General features: G+C 68.2%; 13 protein-coding genes. 3 read left to right on the top strand and 10 right to left on the bottom strand.

What is annotated here, in order from left to right; all coding sequences use genetic code 11:
* Positions 1-128: 128 nt before the first annotated feature.
* The 10 genes from AC3WL7_RS14485 to AC3WL7_RS14440 form a co-directional block, all read right to left on the bottom strand.
* Positions 129-563 (bottom strand): SseB family protein, encoded by a 435-nt coding sequence (locus AC3WL7_RS14485; protein ID WP_079223343.1) that lies wholly within the window; start codon positions 561-563, stop codon positions 129-131.
* A gap of 50 nt (positions 564-613) precedes the next feature.
* Entirely contained in the window at positions 614-949 is a 336-nt protein-coding gene (locus AC3WL7_RS14480) for a hypothetical protein (RefSeq protein WP_079223344.1), read from the bottom strand.
* Between the two features lie 3 nt (positions 950-952).
* On the bottom strand, positions 953-1,996 hold the full coding sequence (locus AC3WL7_RS14475; protein ID WP_492751078.1) for a S41 family peptidase: 1,044 nt from the start codon (positions 1,994-1,996) through the stop codon (positions 953-955).
* A 13-nt stretch (positions 1,997-2,009) separates the two neighbouring features.
* The gene (locus tag AC3WL7_RS14470; RefSeq protein WP_492751076.1) at positions 2,010-3,041 is read right to left on the bottom strand and encodes a S41 family peptidase; all 1,032 of its coding nucleotides are present in this window, start codon (positions 3,039-3,041) and stop codon (positions 2,010-2,012) included.
* Between the two features lie 91 nt (positions 3,042-3,132).
* On the bottom strand, positions 3,133-6,153 hold the full coding sequence (locus AC3WL7_RS14465; protein ID WP_492751074.1) for an autotransporter family protein: 3,021 nt from the start codon (positions 6,151-6,153) through the stop codon (positions 3,133-3,135).
* A 186-nt stretch (positions 6,154-6,339) separates the two neighbouring features.
* Positions 6,340-7,407, bottom strand: coding sequence for an acyltransferase family protein (locus AC3WL7_RS14460; RefSeq protein WP_492751072.1), 1,068 nt, complete (start codon positions 7,405-7,407; stop codon positions 6,340-6,342).
* The gene (nagA, locus tag AC3WL7_RS14455) at positions 7,407-8,555 is read right to left on the bottom strand and encodes an N-acetylglucosamine-6-phosphate deacetylase (RefSeq protein WP_492751070.1); all 1,149 of its coding nucleotides are present in this window, start codon (positions 8,553-8,555) and stop codon (positions 7,407-7,409) included. The genes AC3WL7_RS14460 and nagA overlap by 1 nt, the downstream gene beginning before the upstream one ends.
* Complete coding sequence (locus tag AC3WL7_RS14450) at positions 8,555-9,583, bottom strand: SIS domain-containing protein (RefSeq protein WP_108747373.1); 1,029 nt, start codon at positions 9,581-9,583, stop codon at positions 8,555-8,557. The genes nagA and AC3WL7_RS14450 overlap by 1 nt, the downstream gene beginning before the upstream one ends.
* A gap of 7 nt (positions 9,584-9,590) precedes the next feature.
* A complete protein-coding gene (locus AC3WL7_RS14445; protein WP_108760312.1) occupies positions 9,591-10,658 on the bottom strand; it encodes a LacI family DNA-binding transcriptional regulator in 1,068 nt (355 codons plus the stop codon).
* 39 nt (positions 10,659-10,697) lie between these two features.
* Entirely contained in the window at positions 10,698-11,987 is a 1,290-nt protein-coding gene (locus AC3WL7_RS14440) for a sugar MFS transporter (RefSeq protein WP_492751066.1), read from the bottom strand.
* Between the two features lie 375 nt (positions 11,988-12,362).
* Between AC3WL7_RS14440 and AC3WL7_RS14435 the strand changes: the two genes are divergently transcribed.
* From AC3WL7_RS14435 to AC3WL7_RS14425, 3 genes are all read left to right on the top strand, one after another.
* Positions 12,363-13,379, top strand: a complete 1,017-nt coding sequence (locus AC3WL7_RS14435; RefSeq protein WP_079223355.1) for a glucokinase family protein — start codon at positions 12,363-12,365, stop codon at positions 13,377-13,379.
* Positions 13,380-13,529: 150 nt separating this feature from the next.
* A complete protein-coding gene (locus AC3WL7_RS14430; RefSeq protein ID WP_079223357.1) occupies positions 13,530-16,154 on the top strand; it encodes a TonB-dependent receptor in 2,625 nt (874 codons plus the stop codon).
* Between the two features lie 127 nt (positions 16,155-16,281).
* Positions 16,282-18,630: a beta-N-acetylhexosaminidase gene (locus AC3WL7_RS14425; RefSeq protein WP_492751063.1), complete on the top strand. Its 2,349-nt coding sequence runs from the start codon at positions 16,282-16,284 to the stop codon at positions 18,628-18,630.
* Positions 18,631-18,648: the final 18 nt, after the last annotated feature.

Raw genomic sequence — 18,648 nt, 5'->3', positions numbered from 1 at the left:
GAAACGCTGACACCATCAGGCCTTTGAGCGCTTTACAAAAAGTACGAAACACCCATGGCGGGCCCAGCAACCGGCGCGCAATCGCCCACGCCGGTCTGAAAACGACAGCGGGCGGATCGGGCCCTCGGTCAGTGCGCCATCCCGCGGGTAATCGCCGCAGCGCGATCCTTCAGCTGGGCAACCGCATCGGGAATCATCTCCATGCCCACATCCAGGCCCGGGTTCAGCACCAGGCCGACGCCCTCGCCGATACCGGCCAGCAGCGCGTGCACGGCAATCGGCATCGCATGGGCGAACTGCGGCAGCTGCTCGTGCCAGAGCCCGGCGCGCTCGGGCGCGGTGAATACCGCGAACATCGGCTCGCCACCCTCGCTGGTCAGCACCAGCGGCGAAATGGTCTCGTCCCAGGCGCCATCCTCACCGATGGCCTTGTCCAGCAGCACGAACACCGGCGCGGTCAGCAGGCCATCGAGGAACTGCGACGCGGTCAGCGTACCGTCCTGTGCCTGCAGCAGGCGGACCTCCAGGTCGTTGAGGGGTTCGAACGGCGTGTCGTGGTCCATGGTCGCTTCCGGTACGTGATTGCAGGCTGTCACTTTAGCAGGACGGGGCCTCAGGCCAGATAGCCCTGCCGCCACATCCACCCGGCCACCGCCAGGCCAGCCACCACCACCAGCATCACCGGCAGGCCGAAGCGGTGGCGGAACGGGATCGGCACCCCGCCCAGCTGCTGGTCCATGGTGTCGGTATCCAGCAGCCAGCCATGCCCGCAGCCAGTGCAGGCCAGTTCGTAGCGGCGCTGGTAGACGAAGCCGAACAGCAGATCGATGCGCGCCATGCGGTAGCGCAGCCGCGGGGTGAAGCCGGTTTCGGTCTGGCAGCGCAGGCAGTGATGGGCCTCGGTCGGGCCGACCACCACCACCCGTTCCTGCTGGCCGATCATCATCATCGGTCAGCCGTCCTTGCAGGCGGGCTGGGCCAGCAGCCAGGCCTGGGCGGCAGCCAGGGTTGCCGGTCCGGTGGCCGTGGTCTCGTCGGGCTGCAGCTTGGCACCGTCACCCTGTCCGTTGCGATCAGCCATCACATTGTGGGTCAACAGCAACGTGGTGCCATCCACCAGTGCCACGGGCCGATTGCCGGTGGAGAAGCCTGCGCTGGGTTGGCCGAAACTGCGGCTGCCCGCCTGCCCGCGGAATGCCAACGCGACGGCTTCACCTGAACTCGCGGTGCGTGCACCGATCAGCACTGCGACCGGAGCGCTACCTGCGCGCAGGCGATAAGCGGCCTGCCGCGAGCGCAGCCCCTGCGTGCCGTCCTGCCGGACTTCACCTTCCCCTTGCCGCCACCACTGCAGGCCATCGGCACTGCGGAAAGCGCCGATCAATGCCCCCTGGGCATCCGGTGTTCCCTGCAGCAACGGCAACAACCCCAGCAGCATGGGCCACATGTTGCCGCCACCGTTGCTGCCTGCATCCACCACCCAGGCGCAGCGCGTGCCGTCATCCAGATCGACGATGCGCTGCTGCAGCGCCAGCGCGTAGGCCTTGCGCGCGTCATGACGCTCCTGCTCGCTGCGCTGCAGATCCTCCACGAACGGGCCGACCTTCAGCACGCCAATGCGGGCATCGACGGCCGGGGATTCTGCCAACGCAGCGCCCTGCCCGGCATTCATGCGCCGGGCGCGGCCGGAGCGTTCGCGCTGCTGGCTGGGTGAAATCCATCGGCCATGTCCACGGCTGCTGCGCGTGGCCGCCTCATCCAGCACGCGGCGCTGCTGTACACGGTCATCGCCTGCGGCGGCCAGTCGCGCGCGCACATCGTTCCAGTCCACGCGATCGCGATACAGGGCCTGTGTTTCCAGCAGGTGCAGCATCTGTTTCCGCGCTTCGGCGGAAGGCAATTCCACGCTGTCAGCCGGACCCGCGAAGGCCGGGCCCATGCAGGCGATCAGGAGGGTGGCGCCGACGACGGCGCGCGCGGGGAAACGTGAGTTCATTGTTGAATCCTTGTCAGCGTATGGCGCATGCCGGCTGTGCCAGCAGCCAGGCCTGTGCAGCGGAAATGGTGGCGGTGTCGCTGCGGGTGCGCTGGTCCGGCGTGATCTTCAGTCCGTCGCCGCGGCCGTTGCGGTCCTGCATCACGCTGGTGGTCAGCACCAGCGAACTGCCGTCGACCAGAGGACGCACCACGTTGGCGGTGGACACGCCTGCGGTCGGCTCGCCGAAACTGCGTGTCTGCGGCCGGCCGCGGAAGGCCAGCACCGTCGCTTCGCCGGCACTGGCTGTGAGCGGCCCGACAAGGACAGCCACGGGCGCACCCAGCTGCTTCGCTTGATAAGCAGACTGGCCGAGGTCAACGATCACATCCGCACCAAGACGTACATCTGAAGGCGTGGAATGCCAGAGCATCGGCCCATCTGCTTCAGCGAACGCGCCCACGATCTCGTCGGCGACGGCGGTGCTCCTCAGCAGCGGCGCGACGCCCAGCAACATGGGCCACATGCTGCCACCGGTGTTTCCACGCAGATCCACGATCCACCCGCAGCGGCTGCCGTTGTCCTGCTCACGGATGGTCGCCTGCCAGCGCGCTGCGCGGTCCTGCATCTGCTGCTGCGCGGCCGGGCCAGGAACAACGGAGAATCCGCCGACGTCCACCCAGCCAATGCGCGGATCCAGGCGCGGTGCAGGGACAGGGGCGCCCACTGCGCCAGGCGCGGCAGTGCGGGCGGCGTTGATGCGACCAAGGCGCTTCCCTTCCGCCCGCATCCGCTCCGCGCTGATCCAGGCGCCATGCCCGCCCGTGCTGCGGCCGACGGCTTCCTTGAGCACGTCACGGATCTTTTCCGGGTTGCCCTGTGCGGCACTCAAGCGCGCTCGCATCTCTGGCCAGTCCACGCGGTCGCGGTACAGCGCCTCGCGTTCCAGCATGTCCAGCAGTTCGATGCGCGCCTGTGCGGTGGGCAGTTCGATGGCTGCTGCGGGGGCGGCCAAGGCCATGGCGCAGAACAGTGCCACAGCCATGACGCGCAGATCGACGTGCATTCGACGTTCCTTCGTCGTGGGTTACCGAAACAGCATACGCGCCTGCGGCGGGCGTTGCGTGCAAACCACCACCGCCGGGCAAGGCCCGGCGCTACCAGTCCGCGCGCAGGCCGATGTTGCCTTCGATGATGCGGCGCTTCTCGTTCCTGTCGCCGCCCAGTTCGCGCGTGTAGTCGGCCACGGCGTAGGCGCTGATCGTGCGGTTGAAGCGCGCGACCACACCGGCGCCGGCTTCCAGCGCGCGTGAGCGCTGCGAATTGATGATCGTGTCGCTGTCAAACTGGATGCGATCCTCGCCCGCGCGGCCGTGCCAGTAGTTCACCTTGAAGTACGGCTGCCAGCCGTTGTCGGCCAGCTGGTAATCGCCGGCCAGGCGCAGGCCGATGCGGCCGGTCCAGGCGTTGTCATTGTCGAAGCGCACGGCCGACACCAGGTCGCGCTGGTCATCCAGCGAACTGCGCTGCCAGATCACCTGTACCTGCGGCTCCAGCCACCAGGACGACTGCCCGAACTGCAGCAGGGGCTTGCCCGCTTCCAGCGACAGCGTGGTGCCGTCGCCCTTGACGTCGATGCCGAGCCCGCGCGAGGACCGCGTGCGGCCGTCGTAGCGGCTCTGCATGGCCACGGCGTCGAGGTAGCCGCCCTCGCTGCCCGTCAGGGTCCAGTACACACCCACGTGCTTGTCATCCAACCGGCTCTGCCCGACCTCCACGTTTTCCCAGCCCAGCGCCGTGCCGAGGGTCTTGCCCTGCGCGCGCGTGCGGCCGACGAACACGCCGATCTGGTTGCGATGGTGGTCGCCCGCGCCCGCCCACAGGTCCAGGCCGGCCTGCACGCCCATCACATCGCCATCGAAGCCCGGCTGGGCGTCGCCCTTCCACTGGATGTCGCTGCTCTGCCCCACCAGCCGCCCCCACGCGGTGCGGAAGGCGCCATTGCTGTAAAGCAGGCGCTGTTCGCCCTGGCGCTCGTGGAAGGTACCGAGGCTGGCCAGCGAGGTCTCCCGCAGCAGCGGGGGCACGACCGCGTAGGCGGCGGTTTCCAGCCGGTACAGCGGTACCACGTCGCCCTGTGCCGGGCGCGCACCGGGGCTGGGCGGGATGGCGCCGGCGCCCGGCAGACTGCTGCCGGCCACCGGTACGTCGGGCACGGCCGGGTCGCTGGGCGGCGCTACAGGCGCGGGCTCGGGCGGCGGTGGCGGCGGTGCGGCTTCGCCCGCAGTCAGGTCCGGATCAACCGCGCCCTCTGGCGGCGGCGGAGGTGCGGGCGTGATCGGCGGCGGCGGGGCGACATCGGGCGTGGGCGGTGGCGGCGTGGCGGTGCCGCTGCCGTTCGGGGCCGGGGTCGGGCCCGCCACCAGGGTTGAACGCAGGTACCAGTTCTCGCCGGTACCCGCGCTGACACCACCCTTGAACAGGAAATACTCATAGGCGCCCGCCGCGACCGGCGCGAACAGCGAGAACGCATTGGCCGCAGTGGTCCCCCCATTGAGCGCCTGCACTACCAGGATGCCGTCGGCCAGCGTGGCTGCGCCGCCCCCGCCGGCGTTGAGGATGCCGATGCCGGTGGTGCCGCTGGCACTGCCGCCGTCGATCACCAGGCGGTCGCTGGTCGATCCATCGCCCGCCAGCACCGTGCGCAGGTACAGGCCGCCGCCCTCGCCGCGGTAGTTGCCGCGGATGCTGAAGATATCACCGGCACCGCTGCCGGTCAGGTCGATGCGGCCGGCGTTGACCACATCCACCAGCGCGCCGGCTGCGAACGGCCGCAGTGCATGCGCGCCATTGCCTGCGTAGAGCGTGCTGGTGTCGTCCAGGGTAAGCGTACCGGTGCCAGTGCCGCTGTCACCCAGCACCAGGTCACCATCGAAGGTCAGCTCGGTGCTGCTGGCCAGGCTGATCGCCTCCCAGTTCTGGAAGCGGGCCACGCCGGTGGTCTTGACGTTGTTGAAACTGAGCCGGTCAGTGCCGCTGCCGCCATCGAACAGCGGCACTGCGCCCAGGTTGGCCTGGTTGAGGTTGCTGAGCGTGGCCACGTCGTCGTCGGGCCCGCCATCGATGGCGCCGTAGACGATGCCGCCGCCATTCCAGTTGAAGGTGTCGTTGCCGGTGCTGAGCAGTACCTGGCCGCGCACGGTGCCGTCGGTGATGGTCACGCTGTCGTTGCCACCACTGACGCTGATGTTGCCGCCGATGTAGGCGGTGCCGGAAATGATGATGGTGTCGGTGTCGAAGCCGGTGACGACGTTGCCGTCGACGGTGCCACCGGACTGGTCCCACAGGTTCTTGTCCAGCTTCATGTTGACCCGGCCGATGCGGCCACCGGTCATCCAGGCCTGGTCGCCATCCTCGAAGGCGCCGATGATGCGGCCGCCACTCATGCGGAAGGTATCGATGTTGTCGCCCTGCTGCAGGGCGCCCAGCGTGCCGCCGGTCATGACGAAATCATCGCGGCCACTGCCCTGCGTCACCAGCCCGGTGACCGTGCCGCCACTGACGGTCATCTGGTCATCGCCGCTGCCCTGGTCAACGCGGTCGACGGTGCCGCCGCTGAGCAGCAGCACGTCGTTGCCATCACCTTGCAGCACGCCGCCGCTGATGCTGCCATCGAGCATCTCCAGGCGATCGTTGCCGGCACCGAACTGCACACCGGTAAGGCCGGTGAGGGTGCCGCGGTTGACCAGCACGCTGTCACCGGCGCCGACGAACTGCAGCGCGGTGTTGTTGCCGGCGCTGATGCTGCCGAGGTTGTCGACGCGGCTGCCGCCACCCAGTTGAACGGCAACGCCGCCAGCCGAACTGATCGCCCCCTGGTTGCCGAGCTGGTGGCCACCGGCACCGACCAGGGTGATGGCACTGCCGCCGCCGCTCTGCTGCAGCTGAGCGCCACTGGCGACGGTGACGGTGATACCGGATTCGCCGCTGGCGCTGACCGGCACGGTCTGCGGGTTGGGTGCGGCGGCACTGCAGGTGACGGTCTGCCCGGTGAGCGGAGCGACGCTGTCGCAACCTGCCCAGGCGATGGGCACGGTGGCGGCCAGTGCGGCGGGAACGGCCAGGGCCTGCAGCAGGCAGCGGGTCAAGCGGCGCGGACGCGGTGCGGCAACGGACATACGGCACTCCTGGATCGGGAAGTCAGGAATTGCGGATATGGATACTGCGGGCGCCGCTGGGGCGCCATGAAGGGTTCAGGTGTGACGTTATGCCGGAAGCATCACAGTGCGAGTGTGAAATCGCGCGGGCATCACGTGGCGTGCATGTGCATGAAGGCGTTCAGGCCAATCCAAGGACAGGTGCCCTCAGATCTTCAGGTAGATGCGACGCCGGTCCAGCCACCACGCCACGCCCCACCACAGGGTGACGAACGCCAGCGCCTGCAGCATCGACGCCAGCGCCAGTGCCTCGGGCAGCGCGGTGGCCAGCTGCTGCCACACCCAGCCCCAGGCGCCGGTCGCCAACAGCAGCACCGACATCACCGAGGCGCCAAGGTAGGCCGTGATAGCATTCACGCCGAAGCGGCGGCCCAGCGCGGGCCAGCCGCGGCGGTCGATCAGCAGGTGCGCCAGCCACAGCGCCAGCGCGGCCAGGCCGCCGGTCCAGAGCACATAGCTCGGCGTCCACAGCTGCTTGTTGAGCGGCAGTACGCTGGCCAGCAGCAGGCCCAGCACGGCCGTCGCCACGCCCAGGCCGGCCAGTGCGCCCGCACGCCCATGGCGCAGCAGCGCCCCGGCCAGCAGGCCCAGCACGGTGCTGGCCAGCGCGCCGAGGCTGCTCAGCAGGCCCTCCGGGTCATGGCCGAGGCCGGTATCGGCGTGCCACTGGTAGATGAAGGGCGCGAACAGCGTGGTGTCCAGGCGGCTGGCCGGGTTGGTCCACGGTGCCAGATCGCCGGTACCCAGCAGCAGCACCGTATAGCCCACCAGCAGCGCCACCAGCAGCGCGGCCTGCACGCGTGGCCGCGCATACACCGCCACCACGCCGACCACCGCCGCACACAGCGCAATGCGCTGCAGGACGCCCCAGATGCGGAAGTGATGCGTGTCCAGCGCCCACCACACCAGCAGGTGCAGCAGCACGCCGGCGATGGCGATGCGCAGCGCGCGTTCGAGCACGCCCTTGGCCAGCGCCGGGCGTGCCAGGGGATCCTGTGCACGCGGTGCCACGCTGAAGGCCATCGACACGCCCACCAGGAACAGGAAGAACGGGAACACCAGGTCGGTGGGCGTGCAGCCATGCCATTCCGCGTGGCGCAGCGGCGCGAACACCGCACTCCAGTCACCGGGATTGTTGACCAGCAGCATCGCCGCCACGGTGAGCCCGCGCAGGGCGTCGATCGAGCCCAGCCGGCGTGGCAGCGCAGCGTTCATCATGCCGCCTCGTACTGCCCGGCGATCCAGGTCCCACGCACCTGCAGGGCATCGTCCAGCAGCACCAGGTCGGCCTGGTAGCCTTCGGCAATATGGCCCAGGCGGTCATCCACGTTGAGGAACTGCGCCGGGTAGGTCGATGCCATGCGCGCGGCCTCGGCCAGCGGCTGGCCCAGCAGCTGCACGGTGTTGCGCACCGCGGTGGCCATGTCCAGCGCCGAGCCCGCCAGTGCGCCGGCGGCATTGCGCACCACGCCGTCGACGGCGGTGATGGTTTCGCCGTACAGCACGTAGCTGGGGTCATCGGCACCGACCGGCGGCATCGCGTCGGTCACCAGCAGCAGGCGGCCGCGCGGCTTGGCGGCCAGCGCCACGCGCAGGCTGGCCGGGTGCACGTGCACGCCATCGACGATGATGCCGATCCAGCTGTCGCGGTCTTCCAGCGCTGCACCGACGGCACCGGGCTCGCGCCCCTGCAGCGGCGACATCGCGTTGTACAGATGGGTGAAGCCGCGCACGCCAGCATCCAGGCCATCGCGGATTTCTTCGTACGTGCCTGCGGTATGCCCGGCCGCGACGATCACCCCGCGCTCGACCAGCGCGCGGATGGTCTCAAGCGGCACGCGTTCCGGCGCCAGGGTCAGCAGGGTCACGCCGTTGTCCAGCGAGGCGGCCAGGGCGATTTCCTCGGCATCGGGCACGCGGAACTTGCTGGCGTCATGGGTGCCCTTGCGCGCCGGGGCGATGTACGGGCCTTCCAGATGGATGCCGATCACGCCCGGCACCTTGCGTTCGATCGCCTCGCGCATCGCCGCGATCGCTTCGCGCATCACCGCCACGTCGTCGCTGATCAGCGTCGGCAGCAGCGCCGTGGTGCCGAAGCGCCGGTGGGCCTGCGCGATGGTGCGCAGCGAGGCGACATCCGGGGTGTTGTTGAACAGCGCACCGCCACCGCCGTTGACCTGCACGTCGATGAAGCCCGGCAGCAGCCAGCCGCCGCCGAGGTCCACCTGCTCGTCGGCCTGGCCCAGCTGCGGGGCGGCATCGGGCAGCAGCGCGATGATGCGGCCGTCTTCGATCACCACCGCCAGGTCGTCGCGGAAATCATCGCCGGTGAGGATGCGGGCGTTGCGCAGGACCGTGGCCATCAGACCGTCTCCGTGACCTTGTTCAGGTGCGGCGGCAGGTCGGGATTGAAGCCACGGCGGATCGCCAGTGCATTGATGGCGCGGTAGAAGCTCTGCACGGTCAGCAGCGGTGCGCACAGCGGGTGCGGCGCCACGGCCACCGGCAGGTCGCCACCGGCGCCGGCCAGCCACACCTGGGCACCGCGCGCACTGAATTCCTCGACCACCGCGCGCGTACCGGCACCGGTTTCATCAGGCTGGGCGAAGGCCAGCACCGGGAAGCCGCGGCCGACCAGCGCCATCGGGCCGTGCTTGACCTCGGCCGAGCTGTAGGCCTCTGCATGCAGGCTGCAGGTTTCCTTGAACTTCAGCGCCGCTTCCTGCGCCGCACCGAGGCCGAGGCCACGGCCGAGCACGAACAGGTTGGTGGCATCGACCAGGCCATCGGAGACCGCGCTCCAGTCGCACTGCCACGCGGCGCGCAGCGCATCGGGCAGCAGGTCCAGCGCGGCGCGCAGGCTGCTGTCCTGCTTCCAGTAGGCGGCCAGCTGCAGCAGCGCGGCCAGCGAGGCCAGGTAGCTCTTGGTCGCCGCCACGCTCTTCTCAGCACCGGCATGCAGCGGGATGACCGTGTCGGCCAGCTGCGCCAGCGGCGAATCCTCGACGTTGACCAGGGCAACCACGCGCGCGCCGGCGGCCTTGGCGGCCTCGGCATTGCGCAGCAGGTCCGGGCTCTTGCCCGACTGCGAGATGACGATGAACAACGCACCGCGCAGCTGCAGCGGTGCGGCGTAGACCGAACCCACCGACGGCGATGCCGAGGCAACCACCAGGCCCAGCTGGGTTTCCAGCAGGTACTTGCCATAGGTGGCGGCATGGTCGGAGCTGCCGCGCGCGCAGGTCACCACGAACGGCGGCGGTGCCGCGCGCAGGCTGGCGGCCAGCGTTTCCAGGGTGGCGTGGTTGCGGGCGAACTGGCGGGCAACCACGTCGGCCGCTTCAGCAGCCTCGGCGAACATCAGGGTGGCGGTGGGGTCGGACAGCGACATGGCGGACTCAGGCGGGATCGGAAGGAAGGGGGCGCACGCCGGCCGGGCGCATCGGTGCGGTGGAACCGCGCACCACCAGCTGCGGCACGAAGCCCTGGTTCTGCAGGGCGGCGGGGGCATCGTCGTAGGCATCGCTGCGCAGCTGCGCGATCAGCAGGCGCGCGGCGTGGCGGGCGATGTCCTCGGTGGCCTGCTTGGCGGTGGTCAGCGGCGGCCACGACTGGCGCGAGAACGGGCTGTCCTCGAAGCCGGCGATGGACAGGTCGTAGGGCACGTTCATGCCGGCCGACTTGGCCGCCGCCAGCACGCCGGCAGCGATTTCATCGTTGGACCCGAAGATGGCGGTGGGCGGTTCGCGCAGCGCCAGCAGGCGGCGCGCGCCCCGGAAGCCATCGTCGAAGGTGTAGTCGCCCTGCACCACCAGGTGCTTGTCCACGGTCATGCCGTAGTCCTTCAGCGCGGCTTCGTAACCGGCATAGCGTTCACCCGAAGACCGGTGCGAGGAGCCACCCCAGAGGAAGCCGATGCGCTGGTGGCCGAGCTGGATCAGGTGCTCGGTGACTTCGTAGGCGGCCTCGCGGTCGTCGACGAACACGCAGGCGCCATCGGCCGGATCCTCGGTGGCGGCGATGATGCGCACCAGCTTGATGCCGCGCGCGGTCAGCGTCTGGATCAGGTCGCGGCGCTCGGACATCGGCGCGGTCAGCACCAGCCCGGCCAGGCGCGAACGCTGCACCCAGTCGGCCAGTTCATCGGCCAGCATCGGCGAGCTCGAATCACACGGATGGATCTGCAGGCCGAAGCCGGTTTCGCGGCAGGCGGCGAGCACGCCGTTCTGCACGCCGATGATGTGGTACGGGTTGGGGTTGTCGTACACCAGCCCGATCACGAACGTCGTGCCGCTGCGCAGGTTGCGCGCCGACGGATCGGGTTCGTAGTCGAGTTCGGCAATGGCCCGCAGCACCCGCGCACGGGTGGCCTGCATCACCGACGGTTCGTTGTTGATGACCCGCGACACCGTCTTCAGCGAGACCTTGGCCTTTTCGGCAACGTCCTTGATGGTCGCTCTGCGCATCGGCTTTTCCTGGGGTTGGCTGCCGTCCATCATCGCCGATCAGACCTTGTCCTGCGGCAGGCCGGCGCGATGGCCGATCACCGAGTAGAACAGGATGTACAGGTAGCACGGCACCATCAGCAGGACGAACACCAGCTGGAAATCGATGTGCTGCTTGAGCACCGCGAACAGCTGCGGAATGATCGCGCCGCCGGCGATGCCCATCACCAGCAGGGCCGAGCCGGTTTCGGTGAAGCGACCCAGGCCGCGGATGGCCAGCGGGAAGATGGCCGGCCACATCATCGCGTTGGCAAAGCCCAGCAGCGCCACGAAGGCCACCGAGACATAGCCGTGGGTGGCCCAGGCGCCCAGGCAGAACAGCACGCCCAGCACCGCCGAAAGGGTCAGGTAGCGCGACTGCGACACCACTTTCGGAATCAGCAGCAGGCCGACCACGTAGCCGATGAGCATGGCGAACAGGGTCAGCGAGGTGAACATCTTGGTCTGGTCCAGCGGCAGGTTGAAGCCGTGGCCATAGGTACCGATGGCATCGCCGGCCATCACTTCCACGCCGACGTAGACGAACAGGCACAGCACGCCCAGCCACAGGTGCGGGAACTGGAAGATGCTGCGGCGTTCGGCAGCGCCCGCGGCCTTCGGCGTGGCATTGGCTTCGGACGGCTTGATTTCCGGCAGCGGCGAGAACAGCACCGCCACTGCCAGCACCACCAGCACACCGGCCATGGCCAGGTAGGGCGCGTGGATCTTGGCGGCGAATTCGTTGAGCAGCTGCGCCTTGGTGGCCTCGTCGGCAGTGGCGACGGTGGCCGACAGATCGCCGATGCCATGCAGCACCAGCGTGCCGATCAGCACCGGTGCCAGCATGCCGGCGATCTTGTTGCAGATGCCCATCAGCGCGATGCGGCGCGCGGCCGTTTCGATCGGGCCGAGGATGGAGATGTAGGGATTGATCGCGGTCTGCAGCAGGGCCAGGCCGCTGCCGATCACGAACAGGCCACCGAGTGCGCCCGGGTACCAGCGCTGCGTGGCGAATTCACCGAACAGTGCCGCGCCGCCGGCCATCACCAGCAGGCTCAGGCTGAGCCCCTTCTTCATGCCGGTGCGGCGCAGGATCCACGACGACGGCAGGGCCAGGAAGAAGTAGGACAGGTAGAACACCATCAGCACCAGGAAGGCACCGACTTCGCTGAGCTCGAAGGCCAGCTTGACGAAGGTGATCAACGGGCCGTTGAGCCAGGTGAAGAAGCCGATCAGGAAGAACAGCACGCCGACGATGGCGATGGAGGCGGCAACGTTCGGGCGCGCGCTTGCAGCAGTGACGGCGGACATCGGGTGGGCTCCTGCGGCGACCACCGCAGAACGCGGTGTCGGAGAGTGGCTGGGAACAACGTTGTCACATTCTTTCGATGGACCACAGCGGTTTGTCAACTTGATTGCACGGGCCCGATGCGGCCGTGCTGCACTGCGCAAGGCAACACCCGCGATCCGCGCTGAATGCGCTCTGGCCCTAGAGGCCCATGGCGCAACGGCTTTCGGGTTAACGCCAGGTCAAGACCATGTAAACGTTTACCGTGTCTCTCATTCGTTGCGGCGCAGCAACGAAAGTGTCACGAACTCGTTGACATCGTTGTCAGCGCAGTTACAGACTCCGCCCAATCGCCGGGCCTTTCGTGGGTCCGGCCCTCACCTGCAGCAGGAGCCCGCGTGACCGCCAGCCACCCCGCCCCGGCCCATGTCCTGTCCCGAGTCGCGCCCTCGTTCCTGGCCGCCGACGTCGGTGGCACCCATGTGCGCGTGGCCCGGGCCCAGGCCAGCGGCGACGAGGCACATCCGGTGCAGCTGCTGGAATACCGCAAGTACCGCAACGCCGACTACGCCGGCCTCAGCGCGATCCTCACCGACTTCCTCGGTGACAGCGCGCGGCCCAGCCAGTGCGTGGTAGCCACCGCCGGCTTCGCCCGCGAGGACGGCACGGTGATCACCGCCAACCTGCCGTGGCCGCTGTCGGCCCGCCAGGTGGAAGCGGACGTCGGGCTGCAGCACGTGCACATCGTCAACGACTTCGAAGCGGTGGCCTATGCCGCGGCGCAGGTGGATGCCAGCGGCGTGCTGCACCTGTGCGGCCCCGAGACCGCACCGCGCGGCCCGACCCTGGTGGTCGGCCCCGGCACCGGCCTGGGCGCGGCACTGTGGATCCCCACCCCGAACGGCCCGGTGGTCCTGCCCACCGAAGCCGGCCAGCCGACGCTGGCGGCCAGTACCGAACTGGAAATGGCGATCGTCCGCCACATGCAGCGCGATCGCGCGCACGTGTCGATCGAACACGCGCTGTCCGGCCCCGGCCTGATGAACCTGTACCGCGCCATCTGCGCGCTGCAGGGGCAGGCACCGGTACTGGCCAGCCCGGATGCGGTGACCGCCGCAGCGATGGCCGGCACCGATGCCCTGGCGCGCCAGGCGCTGGATGTGTTCTGCGGCCTGCTCGGCAGCACCATCGGTGACATGGCGCTGTTCTATGGCGCACAGGGCGGTGTCTACCTGGCCGGCGGCATCCTGCCGCAGATCCGCGAATACCTGCATGCCAGCACCTTCGTCGAACGCTACCTGCAGAAGGGGCCGATGGGCGAAGCGCTGGCACGCATCCCGGTGAAGGTGGTCGAGCACGGGCAGCTGGGCGTCATCGGCGCCGCCAGCTGGTTCCTGCTCCACGCCAACGCCTGAACCGCAGTACGCAGCAAGCAGTACGCAGCACCGCAGTACGCACGACGCACTGGAATCGCACCATCGCGCCCGGCAGCCCCTGCTGGCGCCAGGCATGACCTGCCATTCGTTCGCCGCCGACAACGCACATCAGTGATGAGGAGAGACATCATGAACACCCGCAAGACTCTGCTTTCGGCAGCCATCGTCGGCTGCCTCGCCTTCTCGGCGCACGCCCAGCAGGCCACCCCGCAGGACCTGGACACCGTGCAGGTGGTGGGCATCCGCGCCAGCCTGGAAAAGTCGCTGGACACCAAGCGCAACAACGTCGGTGTGTCCGAAGCGATCACCGCCGAGGACATCGGCAAGTTCCCCAGCACCAACGTTGCTGAAGCGCTGTCGCAGATCCCGGGCGTCACCCTGGACCGCCGCTTCGGCCAGGGCGAGCGCGTCAGCATCGACGGCACCGACCCCAGCCTCAACCTGTCCTTCCTCGACAACCACCCGGTGGCCCAGGCCATCTGGCTGTATGGCGAGCAGCCCAACCGCGGCTTCGACTACACGCTGCTGGCCCCGCAGATCCTGGGCCGCGCCGAGATCATCAAGTCGTCCGAAGCGCGACTGACCGAAGGCAGCCTCGGCGGCACCGTGCTGATGCACACCCGCCAGCCGCTGGACCTGAAGCAGAACGAAGTGGCCGCCTCGGTGGGCTACAGCTACAGCCAGCAGGCCAGCGAAGGCAAGCCGAACGCTGCCGTGCTGTACAGCTGGAAGAACAACGACGAGACCTTCGGCGTGGCCGTGTCGGCCCAGCATTACGAAGAAGCCGTCGACCGCCAGGGCAAGGAAGTGTTCGGCTACACCAAGGCCAGCACCTTCCCCAACGCCACCGGCGTGGCCGCCGACGTGGACGTGCCGAACTCGTTCAACGCCGCCTGGTTCCAGCAGGAACGCAAGCGTGACAGCGCCGTGGTCAACCTGCAGTTCAAGCCGACCGACGAGCTCGAGTTCAACCTGAGCGGCATGTACATCAAGGAAAAGTTCGACAACTACAACCAGTCGCTCTATTCCTTCCTGACCTGGAACCCGGGCACCGTCAACGCCGTCAACCAGCTCGGCGACGTGCGCAATGGCGTGGCCACCAGCGGCCACTCCAACCCCAGCGCCATCGCCAACAGCGGCACGCTGATCTATGACAACAACGTGCGCCTGTCCGAAGTGGTCACCAAGGGCGTGGACCTGCGCGGCGCCTGGAAGGGCGAAAGCTGGGGCGTGACCGGCCAGGCCGGCCAGAGCAAGTCCGACAACAAGAACCTGGCCCAGTACTTCATCGAGCCGTTCTACAACGGCGGCTACAGCTGGAACATGGACAAGGGCATCACCTTCGATGACCCGGCAGGCGCCCGCGACCCGGCCAACTGGGGCTCGGCCGGTGGCTGGTTCGGCAACAACGGCGTGTTCTCCACCGAGAGCAAGGACACCTACGCCCAGCTCGACTTCAACGTCCAGTTCGACAGCATCTTCAACCAGCTGCAGTTCGGCGTGCGCCACGGCAAGCACGATGAGGCCTTCACCCTCAACGTGTACGGCGGCGTCACCCCGGGCACGCTGGCCGACGTGGGCACCATCGGCCTGACCGACATCCAGGGCTTCACCAACGACCAGGGCCACCACGTGCAGGCCGGCCGCAACAACGTGCTGAACTGGGTGCGCAACAGCCCGATCGACTACAGCAACCCCGATCCGGCCAGCTACCTCAACAACAGCTGGGCGCTGACCCAGACCAACAACGCGGCCTACGCACAGCTGAACTTCTCCAACGGCCCGCTGCGCGGCAACCTGGGCGTGCGCTACGTCGATTCCAAGACCGAAGGCAGCGGCTTCGTCTACGGCGGCACGCCCACCCTGACCGACCTGGACAGCAAGTGGCAGACCCGCACGAAGAAGGAAGACTTCGTGCTGCCGTCGTTGAACGTGGCCTGGGACACTGACAACGACTGGGTGTTCCGCTTCGCCGCGGCCAAGGTGATCGCCTGGGCGCCGTACAACCAGATGGTCAACAACACCTTCCTCAACGACACCACCCTGACCGGTTCGGGCGGCAACGCCGATCTGTCGCCGTATGAGTCGTGGAACTTCAACGCTTCGGCCGAGTACTACTACGCGCCGCAGGCGGTGGTGGCCTGGTCGGTGTTCTACAAGAAGATCGACAACTACATCGATACCTCGGCCACGATCGAGCGCCAGTACAACTCGATCCGCGATACCTCGCCGGCCACCTGGGCGAACCTCGTCGGCACCAACGGCTGCACCGCCGACGGCTACTGCGACTACAGCATCCAGCGCCCGCGCAACGCCGGCAGCGGCCACGTCAAGGGCTTCAACATCAGCTTCCAGCAGCCCTTCGGCGAAAGCGGCTTCGGCCTGACCGCCAACTACACCTACGCCAATGGTGAGAACAACACCGGCGATCCGCTGCCCTACCAGTCGCGCAATGCCATTGCCTTCAGCCCGTACTACGAGAAGGGCCCGATCAATGCGCGCCTGACCTACAACTGGCGTGACAGCTACCTGGCCGGTGGTTACGTGGCCGGTGCCGCCCCGTCCAGCGTGGACGACTACGCGGAACTGGGTGCCAGCTTCGGCTACACCTTCAACGACAACTGGTCGCTGACGGTGGACGCGCAGAACCTGCTGGACGAGACCTACTTCCAGTACCTGGGCGACAAGGAACACCTGGCTGGCAAGTACAAGAGTGGCCGCCGCTACATGGCCACCCTGCACTTCAAGTTCTAAGACTGCACCAGCTGCACATCGCGACGGGCCCGGATTTCCGGGCCCGTCGTACGATGGGAGACCGGAATCGCCGCCTGCGCGGCGGCCACGCGCGGCACAGCGAGCCGCCCACCACAGGAGTGAGACGATGCGACCCTTCCCCCTTGCCAGCATGCTGCTGGGCCTGGCGCTGCTTCCCGCCGTCGCCCAGGCGGCCGATCTGCCGGCACTGGATACCGGCCCCGGCCCGCAGCTGCGCGCCGGCAGCCTGATGCTGATCCCCGCGCCGGCCAACGTGCAGCGTGGCAAGGGTGCCGGCATCACCGTGGCCGCAGGCACGGCCCTGCACGCCGACAGCGAAGCCGAGCAGCGCGTGGCAGCCCAGTTCGCCGATCTGCTCGCCCGCAGTGGCGGCCCGCGCCTGGCGCTGGCCAGCGGCAAGACCGCGGCCCGCACCGCTGGCAAGGGCGGCAGCATCCGCTTCCAGATCATTCCCACCTTCCGCGACAGCGGCGAGGGCTACACGCTGGAGAGCACCGCCCAGGGCGTGCTGGTGCAGGCCGGCAACGAGACCGGCCTGTTCTACGGCGCCACCACCCTCGCCCAGTTGGCCACCGGCGGCAGCCAGGGCGTGCTGCCGGCCGTGCAGATCCAGGATGCGCCGCGTTTCAGCTGGCGCGGCTTCATGCTCGACTCGGCACGCCACTTCCAGAGCCTGGATGAAATCAAGCGCGTGCTCGATGCCATGGCCGCGCACAAGCTCAACACCTTCCATTGGCACCTGACCGATGACCAGGGCTGGCGCATGGAGATCAAGCGCTACCCGAAGCTGACCGAAGTGGGCAGCTGCCGCCTGCCGGCCGGCGATGGCGGCATCGATCCGGTGACGAAGCAGGAATACCCGTACTGCGGTTTCTACACGCAGGAGCAGATCCGTGAAGTGATCGCCTATGCTGCCGCGCTGCATATCCAGGTGATTCCGGAAATCGACGTGCCCGGCCACGCCACCGCGGCGATCGCGGCCTACCCGGAACTGGGCTCGATCAGCACCCCGCTGAAGCCGATCAGCGAATGGGGCGTGTTCCCCAACCTGTTCAACGTCGAGGACGGCACCGTCACCTTCCTGGAGAACGTGCTGGAAGAAGTGATCCAGCTGTTCCCCGCCAAGTACGTGCACGTGGGTGGCGACGAGGCGGTAAAGGACCAGTGGATCGCATCGAAGCAGGCGCAGCAGCGCATGCGCGAACTGGGCATCAAGGATGAGATGGCCATGCAGAGCCACATCATCAAGCGCCTGGAGACCTTCCTGGAGGAACACGACCGCCGGCTGATCGGCTGGGACGAGATCCTCGAAGGCGGCCTGCCGCCGCAGGCCACGGTGATGTCCTGGCGCGGCACCGAAGGCGGCCTGGCTGCAGCCAGCAGCGGCCATGACGTGGTGATGTCGCCGGTCAGCCACCTGTACCTGGATTACCTGCAGACCGGCTCGCCGAACGAGCCGCCGGGCCGCCCGGCGCAGGTCAACCTGGCCAAGCTGTACGCCTTCGAGCCGGTGCCGGCCGAGCTGGCCGCCGACAAGCGCGGGCACATCCTGGGCCTGCAGGCGAACATGTTCACCGAGCACACGCGCAGCTACGCACGCCTGCAGCACAACCTGTTCCCGCGCCTGGCCGCCGTGGCCGAAACCGGCTGGAGCACGCCGGAGCAGCGCGACTTCCGCGATTTCCTCGCCCGCCTGCCCGCACAGCTGCAACGCTACCGCGCCTGGGGCCTGGCCTATGCGCAGACGCCGTTCGAAGTGGGCGTGGGCCATACCGACGACCGTGCCGCGAACACGGTGACGGTGTCGCTGGCCAACCCGCTGGGCTATGAAGTGCGCTACAGCACCAACGGCAGCCCGGTGACGGCATCCTCGCCGCTGTACCAGCAGCCGCTGACCCAGCCGCTGCCGGCCACCGTGCAGGCGGCCGCGTTCTTCCAGGGCCAGCCGCTGGCCGCCGCACCGACGGTGGCCTCGTTCACCGCGCAGTCGCTGCTCAGCCGCCACAGCCAGGAACTGCGCAGCTGCGTGGGCGAAAAGGGCTTGGTGCTGCGCCTGGAAGACGACGGCCCGCGCGAAGGCGCACGCACGGTGTTCACCGTGGACATCTTCCAGCCGTGCTGGCGCTGGCCGTCGGCACAGCTCGATGGCATCAGCAGTGTTGAAGTCCGGGCCGGGCGCATTCCGTACTACTTCCAGCTGGCCCACGACGAGCCGGCGCGCAAGTTCGAGAAGGCCAAGGGCCGCAACGGCGAGATGCTGGTCCGTCGCGGTGACTGCACCGGCAAGGTCGTGGCCCAGGTGCCGCTGCCGGCCAACACCGATGCCGATGGCTTTGTCACCCTGCGCGCGGCGCTGCCGAAGGGGATCTCGGGTCGCGACGATCTGTGCATCAACTTCACCGGCGATACGCGCCCGGCGATGTGGGTGCTGGATGAGATGACGCTGCAGAAGTAACGCCATCCACGCATGGCG

Source organism: Stenotrophomonas sp. FW305-3-2-15-E-LB1, assembly GCF_058787375.1.
Note: the sequence above shows the minus strand (reverse complement) of the source record. Positions and strands in the feature narration are given on the sequence as shown.

Coding starts and splice junctions, on each gene's coding strand:
- AC3WL7_RS14480 (WP_079223344.1), bottom strand. CDS start 949: ATGATGATGATCGGCCAGCAGGAACGGGTGGTGGTGGTCGGCCCGACC.
- AC3WL7_RS14485 (WP_079223343.1), bottom strand. CDS start 563: ATGGACCACGACACGCCGTTCGAACCCCTCAACGACCTGGAGGTCCGC.
- AC3WL7_RS14440 (WP_492751066.1), bottom strand. CDS start 11,987: ATGTCCGCCGTCACTGCTGCAAGCGCGCGCCCGAACGTTGCCGCCTCC.
- AC3WL7_RS14425 (WP_492751063.1), top strand. CDS start 16,282: ATGCGACCCTTCCCCCTTGCCAGCATGCTGCTGGGCCTGGCGCTGCTT.
- nagA (WP_492751070.1), bottom strand. CDS start 8,555: ATGGCCACGGTCCTGCGCAACGCCCGCATCCTCACCGGCGATGATTTC.
- AC3WL7_RS14475 (WP_492751078.1), bottom strand. CDS start 1,996: ATGAACTCACGTTTCCCCGCGCGCGCCGTCGTCGGCGCCACCCTCCTG.
- AC3WL7_RS14430 (WP_079223357.1), top strand. CDS start 13,530: ATGAACACCCGCAAGACTCTGCTTTCGGCAGCCATCGTCGGCTGCCTC.
- AC3WL7_RS14450 (WP_108747373.1), bottom strand. CDS start 9,583: ATGTCGCTGTCCGACCCCACCGCCACCCTGATGTTCGCCGAGGCTGCT.
- AC3WL7_RS14470 (WP_492751076.1), bottom strand. CDS start 3,041: ATGCACGTCGATCTGCGCGTCATGGCTGTGGCACTGTTCTGCGCCATG.
- AC3WL7_RS14445 (WP_108760312.1), bottom strand. CDS start 10,658: ATGCGCAGAGCGACCATCAAGGACGTTGCCGAAAAGGCCAAGGTCTCG.
- AC3WL7_RS14460 (WP_492751072.1), bottom strand. CDS start 7,407: ATGAACGCTGCGCTGCCACGCCGGCTGGGCTCGATCGACGCCCTGCGC.
- AC3WL7_RS14465 (WP_492751074.1), bottom strand. CDS start 6,153: ATGTCCGTTGCCGCACCGCGTCCGCGCCGCTTGACCCGCTGCCTGCTG.